The organism is Pseudomonas sp. P179, assembly GCF_000478485.2.
Taxonomy (GTDB): domain Bacteria; phylum Pseudomonadota; class Gammaproteobacteria; order Pseudomonadales; family Pseudomonadaceae; genus Pseudomonas; species Pseudomonas aeruginosa.
The window spans coordinates 3,615,312-3,635,511 of the sequence record NZ_KI517354.1; the positions used below are offsets into that span (position 1 = coordinate 3,615,312).

The 20,200-nt window shown below is 67.8% G+C and carries 16 protein-coding genes; 10 read left to right on the top strand and 6 right to left on the bottom strand.

What is annotated here, in order from left to right; translation table 11 throughout:
- Positions 1-78: 78 nt before the first annotated feature.
- From HMPREF1224_RS29210 to gcvP, 6 genes are all read left to right on the top strand, one after another.
- A complete protein-coding gene (locus tag HMPREF1224_RS29210) occupies positions 79-993 on the top strand; it encodes a LysR family transcriptional regulator (RefSeq protein WP_003099180.1) in 915 nt (304 codons plus the stop codon).
- 67 nt (positions 994-1,060) lie between these two features.
- Positions 1,061-2,059 (top strand): extracellular solute-binding protein, encoded by a 999-nt coding sequence (locus tag HMPREF1224_RS29215; protein ID WP_003096289.1) that lies wholly within the window; start codon positions 1,061-1,063, stop codon positions 2,057-2,059.
- A 67-nt stretch (positions 2,060-2,126) separates the two neighbouring features.
- Complete coding sequence (locus tag HMPREF1224_RS29220; protein ID WP_003099178.1) at positions 2,127-3,746, top strand: ABC transporter permease; 1,620 nt, start codon at positions 2,127-2,129, stop codon at positions 3,744-3,746.
- A gap of 150 nt (positions 3,747-3,896) precedes the next feature.
- On the top strand, positions 3,897-4,979 hold the full coding sequence (gcvT, locus tag HMPREF1224_RS29225) for a glycine cleavage system aminomethyltransferase GcvT (protein WP_003114049.1): 1,083 nt from the start codon (positions 3,897-3,899) through the stop codon (positions 4,977-4,979).
- 46 nt (positions 4,980-5,025) lie between these two features.
- Complete coding sequence (gcvH, locus tag HMPREF1224_RS29230) at positions 5,026-5,415, top strand: glycine cleavage system protein GcvH (RefSeq protein ID WP_003107397.1); 390 nt, start codon at positions 5,026-5,028, stop codon at positions 5,413-5,415.
- Between the two features lie 173 nt (positions 5,416-5,588).
- Positions 5,589-8,465, top strand: coding sequence for an aminomethyl-transferring glycine dehydrogenase (gcvP, locus tag HMPREF1224_RS29235; RefSeq protein WP_019395818.1), 2,877 nt, complete (start codon positions 5,589-5,591; stop codon positions 8,463-8,465).
- Positions 8,466-8,499: 34 nt separating this feature from the next.
- Here gcvP and HMPREF1224_RS29240 read toward each other — a convergent pair whose 3' ends face one another.
- The 4 genes from HMPREF1224_RS29240 to HMPREF1224_RS29255 form a co-directional block, all read right to left on the bottom strand.
- Positions 8,500-8,829 (bottom strand): DUF2388 domain-containing protein, encoded by a 330-nt coding sequence (locus HMPREF1224_RS29240; protein WP_003096280.1) that lies wholly within the window; start codon positions 8,827-8,829, stop codon positions 8,500-8,502.
- 131 nt (positions 8,830-8,960) lie between these two features.
- On the bottom strand, positions 8,961-9,413 hold the full coding sequence (locus HMPREF1224_RS29245; RefSeq protein WP_009877232.1) for an NfeD family protein: 453 nt from the start codon (positions 9,411-9,413) through the stop codon (positions 8,961-8,963).
- Positions 9,414-9,634: 221 nt separating this feature from the next.
- Entirely contained in the window at positions 9,635-11,419 is a 1,785-nt protein-coding gene (locus tag HMPREF1224_RS29250; protein ID WP_003096276.1) for a type IV pilus assembly ATPase TfpB, read from the bottom strand.
- 37 nt (positions 11,420-11,456) lie between these two features.
- Entirely contained in the window at positions 11,457-12,821 is a 1,365-nt protein-coding gene (locus HMPREF1224_RS29255) for a CYTH domain-containing protein (protein ID WP_003100082.1), read from the bottom strand.
- A gap of 113 nt (positions 12,822-12,934) precedes the next feature.
- Between HMPREF1224_RS29255 and HMPREF1224_RS29260 the strand changes: the two genes are divergently transcribed.
- The 3 genes from HMPREF1224_RS29260 to argE all read left to right on the top strand — a co-directional run bounded on the left by HMPREF1224_RS29260 (position 12,935) and on the right by argE (position 16,179).
- Positions 12,935-13,612, top strand: coding sequence for a TIGR00153 family protein (locus tag HMPREF1224_RS29260; RefSeq protein ID WP_003100081.1), 678 nt, complete (start codon positions 12,935-12,937; stop codon positions 13,610-13,612).
- Positions 13,613-13,656: 44 nt separating this feature from the next.
- Positions 13,657-14,925 carry an inorganic phosphate transporter gene (locus tag HMPREF1224_RS29265; protein WP_010793664.1) on the top strand — a complete coding sequence of 423 codons (1,269 nt, stop codon included), beginning with the start codon at positions 13,657-13,659 and terminating at the stop codon, positions 14,923-14,925.
- 99 nt (positions 14,926-15,024) lie between these two features.
- Positions 15,025-16,179: an acetylornithine deacetylase gene (argE, locus tag HMPREF1224_RS29270; RefSeq protein ID WP_003100077.1), complete on the top strand. Its 1,155-nt coding sequence runs from the start codon at positions 15,025-15,027 to the stop codon at positions 16,177-16,179.
- On the opposite strand, the gene HMPREF1224_RS29275 is transcribed toward argE, so the two are convergent.
- Positions 16,152-16,853, bottom strand: coding sequence for a MarC family NAAT transporter (locus tag HMPREF1224_RS29275; RefSeq protein ID WP_003114055.1), 702 nt, complete (start codon positions 16,851-16,853; stop codon positions 16,152-16,154). The two genes, argE and HMPREF1224_RS29275, sit on opposite strands and share 28 nt — an antisense overlap.
- A 336-nt stretch (positions 16,854-17,189) precedes the next feature.
- Between HMPREF1224_RS29275 and argA the strand changes: the two genes are divergently transcribed.
- Positions 17,190-18,488, top strand: a complete 1,299-nt coding sequence (gene argA, locus HMPREF1224_RS29280) for an amino-acid N-acetyltransferase (RefSeq protein ID WP_003096265.1) — start codon at positions 17,190-17,192, stop codon at positions 18,486-18,488.
- Between the two features lie 42 nt (positions 18,489-18,530).
- Here argA and gshA read toward each other — a convergent pair whose 3' ends face one another.
- On the bottom strand, positions 18,531-20,114 hold the full coding sequence (gene gshA, locus HMPREF1224_RS29285; RefSeq protein WP_003109990.1) for a glutamate--cysteine ligase: 1,584 nt from the start codon (positions 20,112-20,114) through the stop codon (positions 18,531-18,533).
- Positions 20,115-20,200 lie beyond the last annotated feature (86 nt).

Consider the following 20,200-nt stretch of genomic DNA (forward strand, 5'->3'; position numbering starts at 1 on the left):
GAGAAACCCCCTGTTATAGGGGCGCTCCCGACGGGCTGGCCAATACCGATTCAGGACCGATCGATACCGAGGAACCGCATGCTCGACCTACGCCGCCTGCGCTGCTTCGCAGCCGTTGCCGAAACCCTGCATTTCGGCCGCGCCGCCCAGCGCCTGCACATGGCGCAGCCGCCCTTGACCCGGCAGATATCCGCGCTGGAGGAAGAGCTGGGCTTTCGCCTGTTCGACCGCTCCAGCCGGGCGGTGACCCTCACCGCCGAGGGCAGCCTGTTCCTGCCTTACGCACGCGCCCTGCTGGACCAACTGGAGCGCACCGCCGGCTTCGCCCGCAAGCTGGCGCAGGGGCTGGCCGGCCACCTGACCCTCGGCTACGCCAGCTCCATCGCCCTGTCGGACCTGTTCACCGAGGCGATCCGACTGTTCCGCGAGCGCCATCCGGAGGTGCAACTGGAGCTGCTCGAAGGCGCTTCGGCGGCGCAATGGGCGCAGATCGCCGAAGGCGGCATCGATGTGGGGCTGGGGCGCCTGCCGCCGCCGGAAGGCCAGGTCGGCATCGAGGTGCTGGCCCTGGGCGGCGAGCCGCTGGTGGTGGCCGTGCCCAACGGCGATCCGCTGGCGCGGCAAGAGCGGATCGACCTGTACGATCTGCGTGATCGGCCGCTGATCCTGTTTCCACTGGACTACGGCTCCGGCCTCAACGAACTGATCGAGCGCCTCTACCGGAAGGCCGGGCTGGCGCTGACGAGGGGACCGGCCGGACGCCAGATCACCTCGATCATCGCCCTGGTCGCGGCCGGCCAGGGCGTTGCCCTGGTGCCGCGTTGCAGCACCGCGCTGGCCCGGGCCGGAGTCGTCTATCGCCCGCTGGCCGAGCCCGAGGCGCTGGCCGATTTCCTCGTCTTCACCCGCCGCCATGGCCGCAGCGCCGCGGTGGAGGCGTTCCTCGCCATCCTCGGTGGCTTGGACGCAGGCGAAACACCCCGACACATTTAGTCGCGCGGGTTCGCAAGCGAGATTTCTTATCATTCGTGCCTACGTTCCGCTGACGAGGCTGTTCTTCATGCAGGCAAGCAAAGCTCTACTCGCCGCCCTGGCCCTGGGCATCACCGGCCTGGCCCAGGCCGCCGACGAAGTGGTGGTGTATTCCTCGCGCATCGACGAGCTGATCAAGCCGGTGTTCGATGCCTACACCAGCAAGACCGGCGTGAAGGTCAAGTTCATCACCGACAAGGAAGCGCCGCTGATGGCGCGGATCAAGGCCGAAGGCGCTAACACCCCGGCCGACCTGCTGCTCACCGTGGACGCCGGCAACCTCTGGCAGGCCGAGCAGATGGGCCTGCTGCAACCGTTCAAGTCGGCCACCATCGAACGGAACATTCCCTCGCAGTATCGTTCCAGCACCGATAGCTGGACCGGACTGTCGCTGCGCGCGCGGACCATCGTCTACTCCACCGAGCGGGTCAAGCCGGAAGAGCTGAGCACCTACGAAGCCCTGGCCGACAAGCAATGGGAAGGCCGCCTGTGCCTGCGCACGGCGAAGAAGGTCTACAACCAGTCGCTGACCGGGACCCTGATCGAGACCCACGGGGCGCAGAAGACCGAGGAAATCCTCCAGGGCTGGGTGAACAACCTGGCCACCGACGTATTCGCCGACGACAACGCGGTGATCCAGGCGGTGGACGCCGGCCAGTGCGACGTCGGCATCGTCAATACCTACTACTACGGGCGCCTGCACAAGCAGAACCCGAACCTGCGGGTCAAGCTGTTCTGGCCGAACCAGGCCGACCGCGGCGTCCACGTCAACCTGTCGGGCATCGGCCTGACTCGCCACGCGCCGCATCCCGAGGCAGCCAAGGCGCTGGTGGAATGGATGACCGGGCCCGACGCCCAGGCGCTGTTCGCCGGGATCAACCAGGAATTCCCGGCCAACCCGCAGGTCGCGCCGTCAGCCGAAGTCGCCAGCTGGGGCAGCTTCAAGGCCGACAGCATCCCGGTGGAAGTTGCCGGCAAGCGCCAGGCCGAGGCGATTCGCCTGATGGACCGCGCCGGCTGGAACTGACCGCCGGTTATACTCGACGCCCCGGCTCGTCCGAGCGGGGCGTCGTTCGTTCCGCACCGAGGATTTCGTGGCCCATCCCGCTCCCCGCCGCTGGTACCCCATCACCTTCACCGTTGCCGCGCTGGTGCTGCTGCCGCTCAGCGTGCTGCTGCTGAGCTGGCTGGAGATCGACCGGGAAATCTGGAGCCACCTGTGGGATACCCAGTTGCCGCGCCTGCTCGGCAACACCCTGACCCTGGTGCTCGGCGTCGGCATCGGCGTGACTCTGCTCGGGGTCAGCCTGGCCTGGCTCACCAGCCTCTGCGAATTCCCCGGGCGGCGCTGGCTGGACTGGGCGCTGATGTTGCCGTTCGCGATCCCGGCCTACGTCCTGGCGTTCGTCTTCGTCGGCCTGCTGGATTTCGCCGGACCGGTGCAGAGCCTGCTGCGCGAGTGGTTCGGCAGCGGCCTGCGGTTGCCGCGCGTACGCTCCACCGGCGGGGTGATCCTGGTCCTGGTGCTGGTGTTCTATCCCTATGTCTACCTGCTCGCGCGCAGCGCCTTCATCGCCCAGGGCAAGGGCCTGATGGAAGCCGCGCGGGTTCTCGGCCTGTCGCCCTGGCAGGCGTTCCTGCGGGTCGCCCTGCCGATGGCGCGGCCGGCGATCGGCGCCGGCCTGGCGCTGGCGGTGATGGAAACTCTGGCCGACTTCGGCGCGGTATCGGTGTTCAACTTCGACACCTTCACCACCGCCATCTACAAGACCTGGTACGGCTTCTACAGCCTCTCCAGCGCCGCCCAGCTGGCCAGCCTATTGTTGCTCGGGGTATGCCTGGTGCTGCTCGGCGAGCGCCACACGCGAGGCCGAGCCAAGGCCGCCAGCGAGCGTCCGCGCGGCGCGCCGCTGTACCGCCTGCGCGGCGCCAGGGCGCTGGCGGCGAGCGCCTGGTGCGGGCTGGTGTTCCTCTGCGCCTTCGTGATTCCCGTGGCGCAACTGGTTGTCTGGTTCTGGCGCCAGGGCCGTTTCGACCTCGACGAGCGCTACTGGGACCTGATCGGCCATACCCTGACGCTGGGCGGCATCGCCGCGCTGGCGACGGTCGCCGTGGCCCTGCTGCTGGCCTTCGCCGTGCGCCTGGCGCCGACCCGCGCTATCCGCGGCGCGGTGGGCCTGGGCAACCTCGGTTATGCGCTGCCGGGCTCGGTCCTGGCGGTTTCGATCATGCTGGCCTTCAGCTGGCTGGACAATCACTGGGTGATCCCGCTTTCCAGCGCCCTCGGCGGCGCCGGCAAGCCGCTGCTGCTGGGCAGTCTGTTCGCCCTGCTGCTGGCCTACCTGATCCGTTTCATGGCGGTGGCCTACGGGCCGCTGGAAAGCGGGCTGGCGCGGATCCGCCCGTCGCTGCCGGAAGCTTCGCGCAGCCTCGGCGTGGGCGGCCCGCTGCTGTTCCTGCGGGTCTACCTGCCGCTGTTGCTGCCGGCCTCGCTGAGCGCCGCGCTGCTGGTCTTCGTCGACGTGCTCAAGGAGATGCCGGCGACCCTGCTGATGCGTCCCTTCGGTTGGGACACCCTGGCCGTACGGATCTTCGAGATGACCAGCGAGGGCGAATGGGCGCGCGCCTCGCTGCCGGCCCTGACCCTGGTGCTGGTCGGCCTGCTACCGGTGGTCGGGTTGATTCGTCGTTCTGCCCATCATTCAGATCGCTGAGCCCAGTATCCATGCAGGTCGTAGGGTCTATGCACGGATCGCGGCACGCTTCCATGGTGTCCTGCTCCGGGGCTTGCGGCTACAATGCGCGCGATTTCGTGCCGGCGGTCCCTGCCGACGGCACCCGCTACGCCCGGAAGGAGAATACCCATGGGATTGCGCACCCCGCTTTACGAGCTGCACGTCGCGCTCGGCGCCAAGATGGTCGATTTCGGCGGTTGGGACATGCCGCTGCACTACGGTTCGCAGGTCGAGGAGCACCATCAGGTCCGGCGTGACTGCGGCGTCTTCGACGTGTCCCACATGACCGTGGTCGACGTCGCCGGCGAGCAGGCCACGGCCTATCTGCAGCATCTCCTGGCGAACGACGTGGCGCGTCTCGGCGAAACCGGCAAGGCGCTCTACAGCGCGATGCTCAACGAAGAGGGCGGGGTGGTCGACGACCTGATCGTCTACCTGACCGAGCACGGCTACCGGGTGGTGGTCAATGCTTCCACCCGCGACAAGGACATCGCCTGGATGCAGGCGCAGGCCGCCGGCTTCAAGGTCGACCTGCAGGAACGCGGCGACCTGGCGATGCTCGCCATCCAGGGCCCCAACGCCCGCGTGCACAGCTCCGAACTGGTATCCCCGGCACGCGCCGCGCTGATACGCGAACTCAAGCCGTTCCAGGGCCGTGCCGAGGGCGATTGGTTCATCGCTCGCACTGGCTACACCGGCGAGGACGGCCTGGAAATCATGCTGCCGGCCGCCGAGGCGCCGGGTTTCCTCAACGAGCTGGTTGGCGCCGGGATCTCCCCGGCGGGCCTGGGTGCGCGCGATACGCTGCGCCTGGAGGCCGGGCTCAATCTCTACGGGCAGGACATGGACGAAAGCGTTTCCCCGCTTGCCGCCAACATGGGCTGGACCGTAGCCTGGGAGCCGGTTGCGCGGGACTTCGTCGGCCGCCGCGCGCTGGAAGCGCAGAAGGCCGCCGGCGACCAGCCGAAGCTGGTCGGCCTGGTACTGGAGGAGCGCGGCGTGCTGCGCGCCCACCAGGTGGTGCGGGTAGCTGGCATTGGTGAGGGGGAGATCACCAGCGGCAGCTTTTCGCCTACCCTGAACAAGTCCATCGCGCTGGCCCGCGTGCCGGCCGCCACCGGCGACCGCGCCGAGGTGGAAATCCGCGGCAAGTGGTACCCGGTACGGGTGGTCCAGCCCAGTTTCGTGCGTCACGGCAAGCCCCTGATCTAACCTGGCAATGGCGACCGCCGTCGCCCCCGACTTCGAGGAAAACAAGATGAGCAATATTCCCGCCGAACTGCGTTACGCCCAGAGCCACGAATGGGCTCGCCTGGAAGCCGACGGCAGCGTTACCGTGGGCATTTCCGACCATGCCCAGGAAGCCCTTGGCGATGTGGTCTTCATCGAGCTGCCGGAGCTGGGCAAGACCCTCGCCGCCGGGCAGGAAGCGGGCGTGGTCGAGTCGGTGAAGGCCGCCTCCGACATCTATTCGCCGATCGGCGGCGAAGTCATCGCCATCAACGAAGCCCTGGCCGACACCCCGGAAGACGTCAACAACGACCCGTACGCGTCCTGGTTCTTCAAGCTCAAGCCGAGCAATCCGGCCGAGCTGGACAAGCTGCTCGATGCCGCTGGCTACCAGGCCGCCGTCGACGCGGAAGGCTGAGCCGCCGCGTAGTCGCGACAAAACCCGCTATCCTTGGACAAGGCCTCGATCATTCGAGGCTTTGTTCTTTTTGCAGCGGCGAAATGCGTTTTCGCCGTCGTTGCTTTCTCATTCGATATCCGTTCGGCGACGATCGCTGGCAGGGCGATGCCGCCCCCAACGAGACCGAAGCCATGTCGCAGACGCCGTCCCTCGCCCAGCTCCAGCCCGCCGATGCCTTCCTGCGCCGCCACCTCGGCCCCGATCCTGCGGAACAGCAGGCCATGCTGGACTTCCTCGGAGTTTCCACTCGCGCCGAACTGATCGTGCAGACGGTGCCGCCGGCGATCCGCCTCAACCGGCCGCTGGAACTGCCCGCCGCGCTCGACGAACAGGCCGCCCTGGCGCGCCTGCGCGGCTACGCCGGGCTCAACCAGCGCTGGACCAGCCTGATCGGCATGGGCTACTACGGCACCGTGACGCCGTCGGTGATCCTCCGCAACGTGCTGGAGAATCCCGGCTGGTACACCGCCTATACGCCCTACCAGCCGGAAATCGCCCAGGGCCGCCTGGAAGCGCTGCTGAATTTCCAGCAACTGACCATCGACCTCACCGGACTCGACCTGGCCAGCGCCTCGCTGCTCGACGAAGCCACCGCCGCCGCCGAGGCCATGGCCCTGGCCAGGCGGGTGGCAAAGGCCAGGAGCAACCGGTTCTTCGTCGATGCGCATTGCCATCCGCAGACCGTTTCGGTGTTGCGTACCCGCGCCGAGGCGTTCGGTTTCGAGCTGGTCGTCGACGAGCCGGACAATCTTGCCGCCCACGCGGTGTTCGGCGCCTTGCTGCAATACCCGGACAGTCGCGGCGAGATCCGCGACCTGCGCCCGCTTATCGAGGCGTTGCACGGCCAACAGGCGCTGGCTTGCGTCGCCAGCGACCTGCTCGCCCTGTTGTTGCTGACCCCGCCGGGGGAACTCGGTGCCGACGTGGTGCTCGGCAGCGCCCAGCGCTTTGGCGTACCGATGGGCTACGGCGGGCCGCACGCGGCGTTCTTCGCCACCCGCGAAGGGTACAAGCGGGCAATGCCGGGGCGGATCATCGGCGTTTCCCGCGACGCCCGCGGCAACCCGGCGTTGCGCATGGCCCTGCAAACCCGCGAGCAGCACATCCGTCGGGAAAAGGCCAACTCGAACATCTGCACCGCCCAGGTGCTGCTGGCCAACATTGCTTCGCTGTATGCCGTCTACCATGGGCCACAGGAGCTGAAACGCATCGCCCAACGCGTCCAGCGCCTGACCGCGCTGCTGGCGGCGGGCCTGAAAAGCAAGGGACTGCGGCGGCTCAACCGGCACTTCTTCGACACCCTGACCTACGAGGTCGGCGAGCGTCAGGCGGCGATCCTCGAACGGGCGCGGGCGGCACGGGTCAACCTGCGCGTGGTCGACGACCGGCGGCTGGCCCTGAGCCTCGACGAAACCTGTGACGCGGCGACCCTGGCGACCCTGTTCGAGATCTTCCTCGGCGCCGGCCACGGGCTGGATGTCGCGCACCTGGATGGCGGGGCGGTGGCCGACGGCATCCCGGCGGTCCTGCAACGCACTTCGGCCTACCTGCAGCATCCGGTGTTCAACGCCCACCACAGCGAGACCGAGATGCTTCGCTACCTGCGCCAGCTGGAAGGCAAGGACCTGGCGCTGAACCAGGCGATGATCCCGCTCGGCTCCTGCACCATGAAGCTCAACGCCAGCAGCGAAATGATCCCCATCACCTGGCCGGAATTCGCCGAACTGCATCCGTTCGTGCCGCGCGAGCAGGCCGAGGGCTATCGCCGGATGATCGACGAACTGGAAGCCTGGCTGCGGGCGATCACCGGCTTCGACGCCATCTGCATGCAGCCGAACTCGGGAGCACAGGGCGAATATGCCGGGTTGCTGGCGATCCGCCGCTACCACCAGAGCCGCGGCGATAGCCAGCGCGACATCTGCCTGATCCCCGCATCGGCGCATGGCACCAACCCGGCCTCGGCGATCATGGCCAGCATGCGGGTGGTGATCGTCGAGTGCGATCCCCGCGGCAACGTCGACCTCGACGACCTGCGCCTCAAGGCGGCCGAGGCGGGCGACCGGCTGTCCTGCCTGATGATCACCTATCCCTCGACCCACGGCGTCTACGAAGAGGGGATAGGCGAGATCTGCGAAGTGGTCCACCGCCACGGCGGCCAGGTCTACATGGACGGCGCCAACCTCAACGCCCAGGTCGGCCTGGCGCGACCGGCGGATATCGGCGCGGACGTCTCGCACATGAACCTGCACAAGACCTTCTGCATCCCCCATGGTGGTGGCGGGCCGGGCATGGGGCCGATCGGGGTCAAGCGGCACCTGGCGCCGTTCGTCGCCAACCATCCGGTGATCCGCGTCGAAGGGCCGAACCCGCTGAACGACGCGGTCAGCGCGGCGCCCTGGGGCAGCGCCAGCATCCTGCCGATCAGTTGGATGTACATCGCCATGATGGGCCCGCAGCTGGCCGACGCCAGCGAGGTGGCGATCCTCTCCGCCAACTACCTGGCGAACCGCCTGGACGGGGCGTTCCCGGTGCTCTACCGCGGGCGCAACGAGCGCGTCGCCCACGAATGCATCCTCGACCTGCGACCGCTCAAGGCGCAGACCGGGATAACCGAGGAAGACGTGGCCAAGCGCCTGATGGACTACGGCTTCCACGCCCCGACCATGTCCTTCCCGGTGCCGGGCACGCTGATGGTGGAGCCGACCGAGAGCGAGTCGAAGGCGGAGCTGGATCGCTTCGTCGAGGCGATGCTGAGCATCAGGGCCGAGATCGGCAAGGTGGAGAGCGGCGCCTGGCCGGCGGAGGACAACCCGCTGAAACGGGCGCCGCATACCCTGGCCGACGTCACCGGGATCTGGCAGAGACCCTACGAGATCGCCGAGGCAGTGACCCCGAGCGAACATGCGCGGGCGTTCAAGTACTGGCCGGCGGTTAACCGGGTGGACAACGTCTACGGCGACCGCAACCTGTTCTGCGCCTGCGTGCCGCTGGACGACTACCGCGAGTGACCTCGCCTCCGGGCGGAGGCGAGGTCGCCGGGGCCTACTGCTGGACGGCGGACTGCTCGCCGCCGGCGAGGATCGCGCTGGCCAGTTCCATGTCGCTGGCCTGCAGGTCCGGGTTGTCGTTGCGCAGCTTCTGCAGGGCGGCTTCCAGGTACGGCCCGCGGATCGCGCCGTCGCTGGCGATGTAGCTGCCGGCGTCGTCCTGCGCGGCGACGATCAGCTTGTGGTCGTGGCGGAAGGTCAGGTAGGTGGAGGCCGTGGTGGCACCCGAGGAAATGATGTTGCGCCAGAAGGTATCGGCCATGGCCGAGCCCAGCGGCAGGGCGGCGATGACCAGGGTGGCGGCGGCGAGTTTGACGGAACGCATGGGGGAACTCCTGATAGGGGGCTGCGTGTTACATCAGATCGCGTTTGCCGTCCCGGAGTTCCAGCGGGGATGACCGTCCGGTCGCTTTTTCCGCTGCCGTACAGCCCCCGCCGGCCGGGAGCTACAGCGATTCAGGGCGTGGCAGGCTCGACGTGCAGCAGGGCGCCGTCCTGGCCGGTGACCCGGACCAGGGCGCCGCGCGGCAGGTCGGGACCGCTGACCAGCCACGACGCGTCCTCGACGCGCAGCTCGCCGAGCCCGCCGACGATCGCCCGGTGCAAGGGAAAGGTGCGGCCGAACAGGTCGTCGCCGCGTCGCTGCAACCCTGGCGTTTCCTCGACGCTACCGGCCTTGCGGCGACGGCGTCGATGCAAGGCGGCGACCAGCCCGGAGAGCAGGACGAACAGCCCTACCTGCCAAGGCCAGGCCAGTCCCGGCAGGAGCGCGCCGAGCGCACCGACACAAGCGGCGGTGAGGCCGACCCGCAGCAGATAGCCGCCGGCACCGAAGATTTCCAGGAGCAGGAGGGCGGTACCGAAGGCCAGCCAGTCCCAGAAGTCCAGGCGTAGCAGCAGGATTTCCATCGGCCGGCCCTCAGCGCCGGCTCGGCGGCCGGCCGAGCCATATCGGGCCAGGGACGCCGCTCGCGGCTCGCCGCAGGTGCGGTGCGCCACGGCTGGGGAGCGTCGGCGCGGGGACGGCGGGGGGAACGCTCGTCATCGTCTACATCCTTGTCTGTGGGCCTGGCAGGCCCGTCCGGCGTTGTGCCGTGCAACCGTCGGAACTCCGCCGACGGGATGTGCCGCTACTTCTGTTCGCTCTGCGGGGTCACCCGCAGTACTTCCTCCAGCGTACTGATACCTGCGGCGACCTTCTGCGCGCCGGACAGGCGCAGGCTGCGGGTGCCTTCCTTGTACGCCTGGCGGCGCAAGGCGACCAGGTCGGTGTCGGCGGTGATCAGTTCTTTCAGGCTATCGCTGAGCAGCATGATTTCATAGACGCCGGCGCGCCCGCGATAGCCGGTGTCGCGGCACTCCAGGCAACCCACGGCCTGGTGCGCGCCGCTGGGCGGCGGGGCGCTCCAGGGGCGGGTCAGTTCGTGCCAGTCGCTGTCCGCCAGTTGCATCGGCGCCTTGCAGTGCGGGCAGAGCGTGCGCACCAGGCGCTGGGCCATGACCCCTAGCACCGTGGCGCGGATCAGGTAGTAGGGCACGCCCAGTTCGAGCAGGCGGGTGATCGCCGTGGGGGAGTCGTTGGTGTGCAGGGTGGAGAGCACCAGGTGCCCGGTGAGCGCCGCCTGGATCGCCATCTCGGCGGTCTCCAGGTCGCGGATCTCGCCGACCATGATGATGTCCGGGTCCTGCCGCAGCAGGGCGCGTACGCCGCTGGCGAAGGTCAGGTCGATGTTGTGCTGGACCTGCATCTGGTTGAACGAGGGCTCGATCATCTCGATCGGGTCCTCGATGGTGCAGACGTTCACCTCATCGGTGGCCAGTTGCTTGAGCGTGGTGTAGAGCGTGGTGGTCTTGCCCGAGCCGGTGGGGCCGGTGACCAGGATGATGCCGTTGGGCTGGCTGGTCATGCTCTGCCAGCGGCGCAGGTCGTCGGCGGAGAAGCCGAGCTGGTCGAAGCTCTTGAGCAGCACCTCGGGGTCGAAGATGCGCATCACCATCTTCTCGCCGAAGGCGGTGGGCAGGGTCGACAGGCGCAGCTCCACCTCGGCGCCGTCCGGGGTCTTGGTCTTGACCCGGCCGTCCTGCGGCTTGCGTTTCTCCGCCACGTTCATCCGTCCCAGCGACTTCAGGCGGCTGACCACCGCCATGGTCACCTGCGGCGGGAACTGGTAGACGTTGTGCAGCACGCCGTCGATACGGAAGCGCACGGTGCCCTGCTCGCGGCGCGGCTCGATGTGGATGTCGCTGGCGCGCTGCTGGAAGGCGTACTGGAACAGCCAGTCGACGATGGTGACGATGTGCGCGTCGTTGGCGTCCGGCTCCTGGTCGGCGGCGCCGAGGTTGAGCAACTGCTCGAAGTTGCCGACGCCGCTGATCTTCTGGTCCGGCGAGGTGGCGCCGCTGACCGAGCGGGCCAGGCGGAAGAACTCGACGGTGTAGCGCTGGATGTCCGCCGGGTTCGCCACCACCCGCTTGATCGGTCGCTTGAGCACATGCACCAGGTTGCTTTCCCAGCCCTGTACGAAGGGCTGGGCGCTGGCGATGGTGACTTCCTCCGGACTCAGCGCGACGGCGAGGATGCCATGGCGCTGGGCGAAGGCGTAGGACATCAGCGGAGTCACCGCGGCGACGTCGATCTTCAGCGGGTCGATGCGCAGGTAGGGCTGGCCGGCGTACTCGGCCAGCCACTGGGTGAGGGTCTCCAGGTCGAGCTTGCGTCCGGGGCGCTTGAGATCCTCGACCTGCTGCGCGGCGAGGAACTCCAGCGGATGCTGCTGGTTGCGCACTGCGCTGCGGCGGATCGCCAGGCACTGTTCGGCCTGCTCCTGCCCGACCCGGCCCTGGGCGACCAGCTCGCGGAGCAGGTCGCCGAGGTCCAGCAGGCGGTCCTGGGCGGCGGTGGCGAACACGGACATGCAGACTCCCTTCGGATGATGGCGGTAGCGGCGAAGCTTATTTCATCAGCGCCTTCCAGGGTTTGAGCGTCAGCACAGTATGGGCCTGCGTGGCGCGGGCAGCCAGGCGCTCGGCATCGACAGGTTGCCGCAGCAGCTCCAGCAACTTGGCCAGTTCGCCGTAGAGGCGGTCGGCTTCCGGCAGGTCGAGCACGCCGCGCGCCAGGCGCAACCAGGTAAGCATGCGCTGCAGGCGCGGCGCTTGGTCGGGGAGCAGCTCGGGATGCTGGTGGGCGCGCGCCAGCGGCGTGGCCTGGGCTTCTTCGGCAAGGCTGCGCAGCAGCCACTTGCCCAGCGCGGCAGAGCCCTGGCGGTTGCCGCGCTCGTTGCGCGACTCGGTCCAGGCCTTGGCCAGCAGCCAGCGCGAGGCATTCAGGGAGAACAGGCCCCAGCGGGTCTCGTCGAGTTCGCCGCGGAACAGTTGCGGCGCCTGCTGGCGTAGCGTCTCGTCGTCACGGCCGCGCTCGATGCGCGGCGCCCAGTCGGCGAGGAGAGCGTCCAGCGCTTCGCGCAGCTCGCGACTGCTGGCGCGTGGCACCGCCTGGCCGAGGCTGCCGAGCAGGGTACGCAGGTCCTGCAGGTGTTGCAGCCAGTCCTCCAGCAGGCGCCAGTGGCCGTTGAAGCGATACTGTTCGGCCAGTCGCTGGCTGCTGCCGAGCAGGTACCAGGCGATGGCGGCGAAGGCACCGTCCAGCGGGGTTTCCGCCAGCAGTTTCTGGGCCGGGGGATCGACCTCGTAGCTGTTCGGGTCGAACAGGCGGTAGCCGCGCTCGGCCTTGCTGATGTCGCAGGGCATCAGCGGCAGGTCGGCGGCCAGTTCCGCGGCCAGCTCGAGCAGCGCGGCGGCATCGCCCTGGCGCAGTTCCAGCTCCAGTTCGCAGATTTCCTCCTGGTTGTCGCCGGCGACCACCTTGCCCAGGTCGAGCGCCGCCTCCACGACTACCCTGGCCTTGCCGCGGCCCCAGGCGATCTCGGCGCGCTGGCGGACGAAGTCGGTGCTGAAGATCGGCTTGAGCTGCTTCTTGTCGAGATCCTTGAGGGCCGCCGGCCAGCACTTGTCGTCGAGTTTCTTCAGGTCGAGCTTGTTCTTTTCCAGGTACCAGTCCCACTCGTTGCGTTCGGACAACCCGGCCACGCTCTGCCCGCGGCTTTTCAGCGTCTGGATGTACTGCTCGCCGTCGCGGCGCATGCGCAGCGCGACCTTGGCCCGGGCCAGCTCGCGGCCGGGGGTGTCGTAGTACTGGTTGTACAGTTCGCGGCGCTCCCAGCCCGATTTGTTGCGCTTCTTCAGCAACGGGTGCTCCTGCAAGGCTTCCAGGGTGGCGCGGCTGACGCGGAGTTTGATTTCGGTTTCTTTCTGCATGGGGCGATGTCCGGCTCGGGACGCCAGGCGTCCGCGGGTGAAGGTGTTCCAGATCAAAGGCGCGCGGGGTGGGTGGCCTATACTTTTCGGCATTTCCACCAGGGAGGCGTTCCATGCCGACCAATCCGTTCATCAGCCTGTTCGGCCGTTCGCCGATCGGGCCGATGCAGCAGCACATCGCCAAGGCCCACGAATGCGCGGCCGGCCTGTTGCCGTTCTTCCGCGCGGTGATCGCCGAGGACTGGGCGCAGGTCGAACAGGTTCAGCAGGACATGGTGCGACTGGAGCAGGAAGCCGATCGGCTGAAGAAGAACGTCCGGATGCACCTGCCCAAGAGCCTGTTCCTTCCGGTGCCGCGCTCCGATCTGTTGGAGCTGCTCAGTGTACAGGACAAAGTCGCCAATCGCGCCAAGGACATCGTCGGGCTGATGCTGGGCCGGCGCATGCGCATCCCGTTGCCGCTACAGGGCCAGATGCTCGCCTATGTGCAGCGCTCGGTGGACGCCAGCGCCCAGGCGTTGCGGGTGGTCAACGAACTCAACGAACTGCTCGAGACCGGCTTCGGCGGGCGCGAGACCAGTCTGGTGGAGAGCATGGTGGAGGAACTCGAGGCGATCGAGAACGATACCGACCGCATCCAGGTCGAGGTACGCCGCGAGCTGTTCCGTCTGGAAAGCGAGCTGCCGCCGGTGGACGTGATGTTCCTCTACCAGATCATCGAATGGATCGGCGATGTCGCCGACCGCGCCCAGCGGGTCGGCAACCGCCTGGAGCAATTGCTGGCGCGGTGAGCGCCAGTCTTCTTTCCGACCCTGCCTGCACACGGATACCGCCCATGTCCCTGATCGCCGACCACGGCTTCGCCTTCCTCGTACTCGCCTGCCTGTTCGGTTTCTTCATGGCCTGGGGCGTCGGCGCCAACGACGTCGCCAACGCCATGGGCACTTCGGTGGGGTCGCGCGCTCTGACCATCCGCCAGGCGATCCTGGTGGCGATGGTCTTCGAGTTCTGCGGTGCCTACTTCGCCGGCGGCGAGGTCACCGAAACGATCAGGAGCGGCATCGTCGACCCGCAGTACATGACCCCCGACCTGCTGGTCTTCGGCATGCTCTCGGCCTTGCTGGCCGCCGGGGTCTGGCTGTTGCTGGCGACGATCAAGGGCTGGCCGGTGTCGACCACCCACTCCATCGTCGGCGCGATCATCGGCTTCGCCTCGGTCGGTGTCTCGGTGCACGCGGTGCACTGGGGCGCGATCGGCCCGATCGTCGCCAGTTGGGTGGTGACGCCGGTGCTGTCCGGGCTGCTCGCCTTCGCCCTGTTCAGGAGCGTGCAGTGGCTGGTACTGCATGCCGAGGACCCGTTCCGCAGCGCGCGCCGCTACGTGCCGCTGTACATGTTCCTGGCGGGCTTCATGGTCGCGCTGATGACCGTCGGCAAGGGCCTGAAGCATGTCGGCCTGGAGCTTTCCGGCATCCAGACGCTGGGCCTGGCGTTGCTCGCCGGTGGCCTGGTGATGGGCCTGGGCATCGTCCTGCTGTTGCGCATCCGACCCACTGGCGGAGCCGATCCGCGTGGCGGCTTCGCCAGCGTCGAGCGGGTCTTCGCGGTGCTGATGATCTTCACCGCCTGCTCCATGGCTTTCGCCCATGGTGCCAACGACGTGGCCAACGCCATCGGCCCGGTGGCGGCGGTCGTCGCGGTGGTCCAGGCCGGCGGCGACCTGGATCTGGTGAGCCGTTCGCCGGTGCCGTCCTGGGTACTGCTGCTGGGCGCGGTGGGCATCGTCATCGGCCTGGCTACCTATGGCTACCGGGTGATCGCCACCATCGGCCGGGAGATCACCGAGCTGACCCCCAGCCGCGGCTTCGCCGCCGAGCTGGCGACCGCCTCCACGGTGGTTGGCGCCTCGGCCATCGGCCTGCCGGTATCCACCACCCATACCCTGGTCGGCGCGGTGCTCGGCATCGGCATGGCGCGCGGCATCGGCGCGCTCAACCTGCGGGTGATCGGCTCGATCTTCCTGTCCTGGGTAGTGACCCTGCCGGCCGGCGCGGTGCTGGCGATCCTGTTCTTCCTGGTCCTGCGCGCGCTGTTCGGCGCCTGAGCGCGATCTTCGTCGGCTGGCGCAGGCGGAACCGGAACGGACGGTTTTATCCACTGCCGCGATAGGCCATGATGGGGCTCGATCCGTGTGGAGAGTCCCATGCCGTTGCCGTCTCTGAAAGACCAGTTCGGCGCGCTGATCGCCGCGTCTTCCGTCAGTTGCACCCAGCCCGAGCTGGACCAGACCAACCGCCCGGTGGTCGACCTGCTGGCCTCCTGGCTGGGCGATCTAGGCTTCCGCTGCGAGATCCGGGAAGTCTCGCCGGGCAAGTTCAACCTGCTGGCCAGCTACGGCAGCGGTCCCGGCGGGCTGGTGCTGGCCGGCCACACCGATACCGTGCCCTACGACGAAGCGCTGTGGAGCAGCGATCCGCTGCGCCTGGACGAGCGCGACGGCCGCTGGTACGGCCTCGGCAGTTGCGACATGAAGGGCTTCTTCCCGCTGGCCATCGAGGCCTTGCTGCCGCTGCTCGACCAGCCGTTCCGCCAGCCGCTGATGATCCTCGCCACCTGCGACGAGGAAAGCTCGATGGCCGGCGCCCGTGCCCTCGCCGAAAGCGGGCGACCGCTGGGTCGCGCCACGGTGATCGGCGAGCCGACCAACCTGCGGCCGATCCGCCTGCACAAGGGGGTGATGATGGAGCGCATCGAGATTCTCGGGCAGAGCGGCCATTCGTCCGATCCGAACCTCGGCCGTAGCGCCCTGGAGGCCATGCACGCGACCATCGGCGAGCTGATGGCGCTGCGCGGGGAATGGCAGCGGGCCTGGAACAACCCGCAGTTCAGCGTGCCCCAGCCGACCCTGAACTTCGGTTGCATCCACGGTGGCGACAATCCCAACCGCATCTGCGGCCAGTGTTCGCTGGAATTCGACCTGCGCCCGCTACCCGGCATGCAGCCTGAGCAGTTGCGCGAGGCGATCCGCCAGCGCCTGCGGCCGCTGGCCGAACGGCACCAGGTGAGCATCGACTACCAGCCGCTGTTCCCTGCCGTGCCGCCGTTCGAACAGGCGCAGGACAGCGAACTGGTACGCGTCGCCGAACGCCTGACCGGGCATCGCGCCGAGGCCGTGGCGTTCGGTACCGAGGCGCCGTACTTCCAGCGCCTGGGCAGCGAGACCCTGGTCCTCGGTGCCGGCGACATCGCCTGTGCCCACCAGCCCGACGAGCACCTCGAACTGGCGCGTATCGAACCGATGGTCGGCGTGCTGCGCCGGCTGATCCAGCATTACTGCCTGACGCCCGCCGCCGACTGAAGCGCGGCGTGGCCGGCGACCAGCTCGAAGCCGCCGTTGATGACGAACTGCACGCCCATCGCCACCAGCAGGAAGCCGACCACTCGCGAGATGGCGTCGATCCCGGATTCGCCGAGGAACTTCATGATGCGCCCGGAGCTTTGCAGGGCGATCCAGAAGATCAGCGCGGTGAGCAGGGTGACGGTGATCGCCGCGAGGTGGATGAACAGCGGAATGCTTCCGTAGGTGGATTGCAGCGTCGACGCCGAGCTGACCACCAGGGCGATGGTCCCCGGCCCCGCGGTACCCGGCAGGGCCAGCGGAACGAAGGACAGGTCGCGGAAGTGCGGGGTGATCTTTTCCTCGTCCGACAGCAGGTCGTGCTGGACTTCGGTCTCGTCCGGCGTGGTGGCGGGGAACAGCATGGTGAAGCCGATATAGGCGACGATCAGCCCGCCGGCGATGCGCAGGCCCGGAATGGAGATGCCGAACACCTGCATCACCAGGCTGCCGCCGTAGAAGCTGACCAGCATGATCAGCGCCACGTAGAGGCTGGCCTTGAATATCTGCCGGTTGCGCTCCGCCGGCGGCAGGCTGCCGCCGAGGCCGAGCAGTAGCGAGACGCTGGTCAGCGGGTTGGCCACCGGAAGCACGGCGAGCAGTCCGATCAGGACGTGATGGAAGTATTCGCTCATGGATTTTCCTCGTTCGCGTGGTTGCGCGCCGGACGGCACGGCGAACGAGGCAGCCTAGCGAAAAAGCGCTGTGCGAGTTAACCGGGGTTTTCGGATAGTTTTTTTCAAAAATAGTGGTAAAACGGTTCGTTCCGGCCCCAGGCCCCGTACCATGGTCGAATCCCGCGGCCGGGGGGCCGCCGAGGGTTTAAACTCGCGCGTGATCCATCCGTCTCGTTAACCAGAAAGTGAGGAGAAGCCTGTCGATGTTGCTGCGACGACGATAACGGCGCCCTTCGGGCCGTCCCGGCCGCTCACGCTTTGCTCTCGCTCACGAAACGACAGGCTTTCCCCACCATGCCCGACTACGTCAACTGGTTACGTCACGCTTCGCCCTATATCAACTCGCACCGGGACCGCACCTTCGTGGTCATGCTCCCCGGCGAAGGGGTGGAGCATCCCAATTTCGGCAATATCGTCCACGACCTGGTCCTTCTCCACAGCCTCGGCGCGCGCCTGGTGCTGGTGCACGGTTCGCGTCCGCAGATCGAGGCGCGCCTGGCCGCGCGCGGCCTGGCTCCGCGCTATCACCGCGACCTGCGAGTGACCGATGCACCGACCCTGGAGTGCGTCATCGACGCCGTGGGTAGCCTGCGCATCGCCATCGAGGCGCGGCTGTCGATGGACATGGCCGCCTCGCCGATGCAGGGCGCGCGCCTGCGGGTCGCTGGCGGCAACCTGGTCACCGCGCGGCCGATCGGCGTGGTCGAGGGTGTCGACTATCACCATACCGGCGAGGTCCGTCGCATCGACCGCAAGGGTATTGGCCGCCTTCTCGACGAGCGCAGCATCGTCCTGCTCTCGCCGCTGGGCTACTCGCCGACCGGGGAAATCTTCAACCTGGCCTGTGAAGACGTGGCCATGCGCGCCGCCATCGACCTGGAAGCGGAAAAGCTGATTCTCTACGGCGCCGAACAGGGCTTGCTGGACGCATCCGGCAAACTGGTCCGCGAACTGCGCCCGCAGCAGGTGCCCGCGCACCTGCAACGGCTGGGCAACAGCTACCAGGCCGAGCTGCTGGACGCCGCGGCGCAGGCCTGCCGGGCCGGGGTCAAGCGCAGCCATATCGTCAGCTACACCGAGGACGGCGCGCTGCTCAGCGAGCTATTCACCCGCACCGGCAACGGCACCCTGGTCGCCCAGGAGCAGTTCGAGCAGTTGCGCGAGGCGGGCATCGAGGACGTTGGCGGGCTGATCGAGCTGATCCGCCCGCTGGAAGAGCAGGGCATCCTGGTACGCCGTTCCCGCGAGGTGCTGGAACGCGAGATCGAACAGTTCAGCATCGTCGAGCGCGAAGGGCTGATCATCGCCTGCGCCGCGCTCTACCCGATCGCCGATTCCGAGGCGGGCGAGCTGGCCTGTCTGGCGGTCAACCCGGAGTACCGCCACGGCGGGCGTGGCGACGAACTGCTGGAGCGGATCGAGGAGCGCGCGCGCGGACTCGGCCTGAAGACCCTGTTCGTGCTCACCACGCGGACCGCGCACTGGTTCCGCGAGCGCGGCTTCCAGCCCAGCAGCGTCGAACGGCTACCGGCGGCGCGGGCCTCGCTGTACAACTTCCAGCGCAATTCGCAGGTATTCGAGAAGAGCCTGTGATCCGCCGGCGCGTCCCTGGGCGCAGGGGCGCGCCGGCTTGGCTCAGTTGCTGATCAGGCCGAGGATGCTCGCCTGGTAGGCGGCGACGAAGGTATCGAAGTCGCCATCCTGGTCGCGTTCCAGCTCCGTCTGTTCGGCCAGGGAGTCGCTGGCCATCTTCTCGAAGCGCGCCTGCTCTTCGGCGGCCAGCGGATGCTGGCGGAAATACTCCGCGTGTTCGCGGCTCTGGCGCAGGGAGAACGCTTCGAAGCTCTCGCCGCGCTCGCGCATGACCTTCAGCACCTGCGCCGAAGGCGTCAGTTCCGCATCGGCCACCTTCGCCCGCTGCGCTGCCAGCGCCGCCGCGTGGGCTTCGCCGCCGCGCGCGCGGTCGAGCAGCGCCGCGGTGTCGGCGATTCGTTCGAGCAGCTCGTTCGCCCAGACCTGCAATTCCACCGGCTGGCCGCGACGTTGCAATTGCAGGCCCGGCCGCCTGCCTTCCTTGACCACGGCGAGGAAGTTGTCGGTGGCGTCGCTGCACTCGCCGTTCAGCAGCGGGCTGTCGCTGAACGCGCAGAACAGCAGGAAGGCGTCGAGGAAGCGCGCCTCGTCCAGGTCGATGCCCAGCGGCAGGAACGGGTTGATGTCCAGGCAGCGCACTTCCACGTACTGCACGCCGCGAGCGGCCAGGGCCTGCACCGGACGCTCGCCGGTGTAGGTGACGCGCTTTGGCCGGATGCTCGAGTAGTACTCGTTCTCGATCTGCAGGATGTTGGTGTTCAGCTGCACCCATTCGCCATCCTGCTTGGTGCCGACCTTCTCGTAGGGCGGGTAGGGCGTGCTGACCGCCTGGCGCAGGCTGTCGATGTAGCTCTGCAGGTCGTTGTAGCAGGGCGTCAGGCCGGCCTGGGCGTTGTTCTGGTAGCCCAGGTCGCTCATCCGCAGGCTGGTGGCGTAGGGCAGGTAAAGCGTGTGTTCGTCGAGGCGCTCCAACTGGCTCGGGCGGCCACGCAGGAAGCCGGCGTCGAGGGCCGGCGAGGCGCCGAACAGGTACATCAGCAGCCAGCTGTAGCGGCGGAAATTGCGAATCAGGGCGATGTAGGCGGCGGACTGGTAGTCGCGTTCCGACAGCTCGCTGCCTTCGGCCTGGCGCAGCAGCGGCCAGAGCCTCTCCGGCAGGGAGAAGTTGTAGTGGATGCCGGCGATGCACTGCATGGTCTTGCCGTAGCGCAGCGCCAGGCCCTTGCGGTAGACGTACTTCAGGCGGCCGATCATCGAGCTGCCGTAGCGGGCGATCGGGATGCTCTCCTCGTCCGGCAGCTCGCAGGGCATCGATGGGCTCCACAGGTATTCGCCGTCCAGTTTCGAACTGGCGAAGCGGTGGATGCGCTCGAGATCGCCCAGAGTGTCGGCGACGTCGGTTTCCGTGGGCGTGATGAACTCCAGCAAGGCCTCGGAGTAGTCGGTAGTGATCTGCGGATGGGTCAGGGTCGAACCCAGGGCCCGGGGGTGGGGGGTGAGCGCCAGCTTGCCGTCGCTATCGACTCGCAGGCATTCGCGCTCGATGCCATGCAGGCACTCGGTCAGCAGGGGCAGGTTGGCTGCGGCGCCGAGCAGAGCCAGGCGGCGGGAGAGAAGATCGCTCAAGTCGGGATTCCTTGTGATCGCGTCCCAGATCGGTCGCCCCAATATGAGGGTGGACCGAGCGGTCTACAAGAGGGAGGACGTAAATG

What these genes read in the sequence shown, in the direction of transcription:
- HMPREF1224_RS29255 (WP_003100082.1), bottom strand. Translation starts at nt 12,821, where the DNA reads ATGCAGAAAGAAACCGAAATCAAACTCCGCGTCAGCCGCGCCACCCTG.
- HMPREF1224_RS29250 (WP_003096276.1), bottom strand. Translation starts at nt 11,419, where the DNA reads ATGTCCGTGTTCGCCACCGCCGCCCAGGACCGCCTGCTGGACCTCGGC.
- HMPREF1224_RS29265 (WP_010793664.1), top strand. Translation starts at nt 13,657, where the DNA reads ATGTCCCTGATCGCCGACCACGGCTTCGCCTTCCTCGTACTCGCCTGC.
- HMPREF1224_RS29215 (WP_003096289.1), top strand. Translation starts at nt 1,061, where the DNA reads ATGCAGGCAAGCAAAGCTCTACTCGCCGCCCTGGCCCTGGGCATCACC.
- gcvH (WP_003107397.1), top strand. Translation starts at nt 5,026, where the DNA reads ATGAGCAATATTCCCGCCGAACTGCGTTACGCCCAGAGCCACGAATGG.
- HMPREF1224_RS29260 (WP_003100081.1), top strand. Translation starts at nt 12,935, where the DNA reads ATGCCGACCAATCCGTTCATCAGCCTGTTCGGCCGTTCGCCGATCGGG.
- gcvT (WP_003114049.1), top strand. Translation starts at nt 3,897, where the DNA reads ATGGGATTGCGCACCCCGCTTTACGAGCTGCACGTCGCGCTCGGCGCC.
- argE (WP_003100077.1), top strand. Translation starts at nt 15,025, where the DNA reads ATGCCGTTGCCGTCTCTGAAAGACCAGTTCGGCGCGCTGATCGCCGCG.
- HMPREF1224_RS29275 (WP_003114055.1), bottom strand. Translation starts at nt 16,853, where the DNA reads ATGAGCGAATACTTCCATCACGTCCTGATCGGACTGCTCGCCGTGCTT.
- HMPREF1224_RS29240 (WP_003096280.1), bottom strand. Translation starts at nt 8,829, where the DNA reads ATGCGTTCCGTCAAACTCGCCGCCGCCACCCTGGTCATCGCCGCCCTG.
- HMPREF1224_RS29210 (WP_003099180.1), top strand. Translation starts at nt 79, where the DNA reads ATGCTCGACCTACGCCGCCTGCGCTGCTTCGCAGCCGTTGCCGAAACC.
- argA (WP_003096265.1), top strand. Translation starts at nt 17,190, where the DNA reads ATGCCCGACTACGTCAACTGGTTACGTCACGCTTCGCCCTATATCAAC.
- HMPREF1224_RS29245 (WP_009877232.1), bottom strand. Translation starts at nt 9,413, where the DNA reads ATGGAAATCCTGCTGCTACGCCTGGACTTCTGGGACTGGCTGGCCTTC.
- gcvP (WP_019395818.1), top strand. Translation starts at nt 5,589, where the DNA reads ATGTCGCAGACGCCGTCCCTCGCCCAGCTCCAGCCCGCCGATGCCTTC.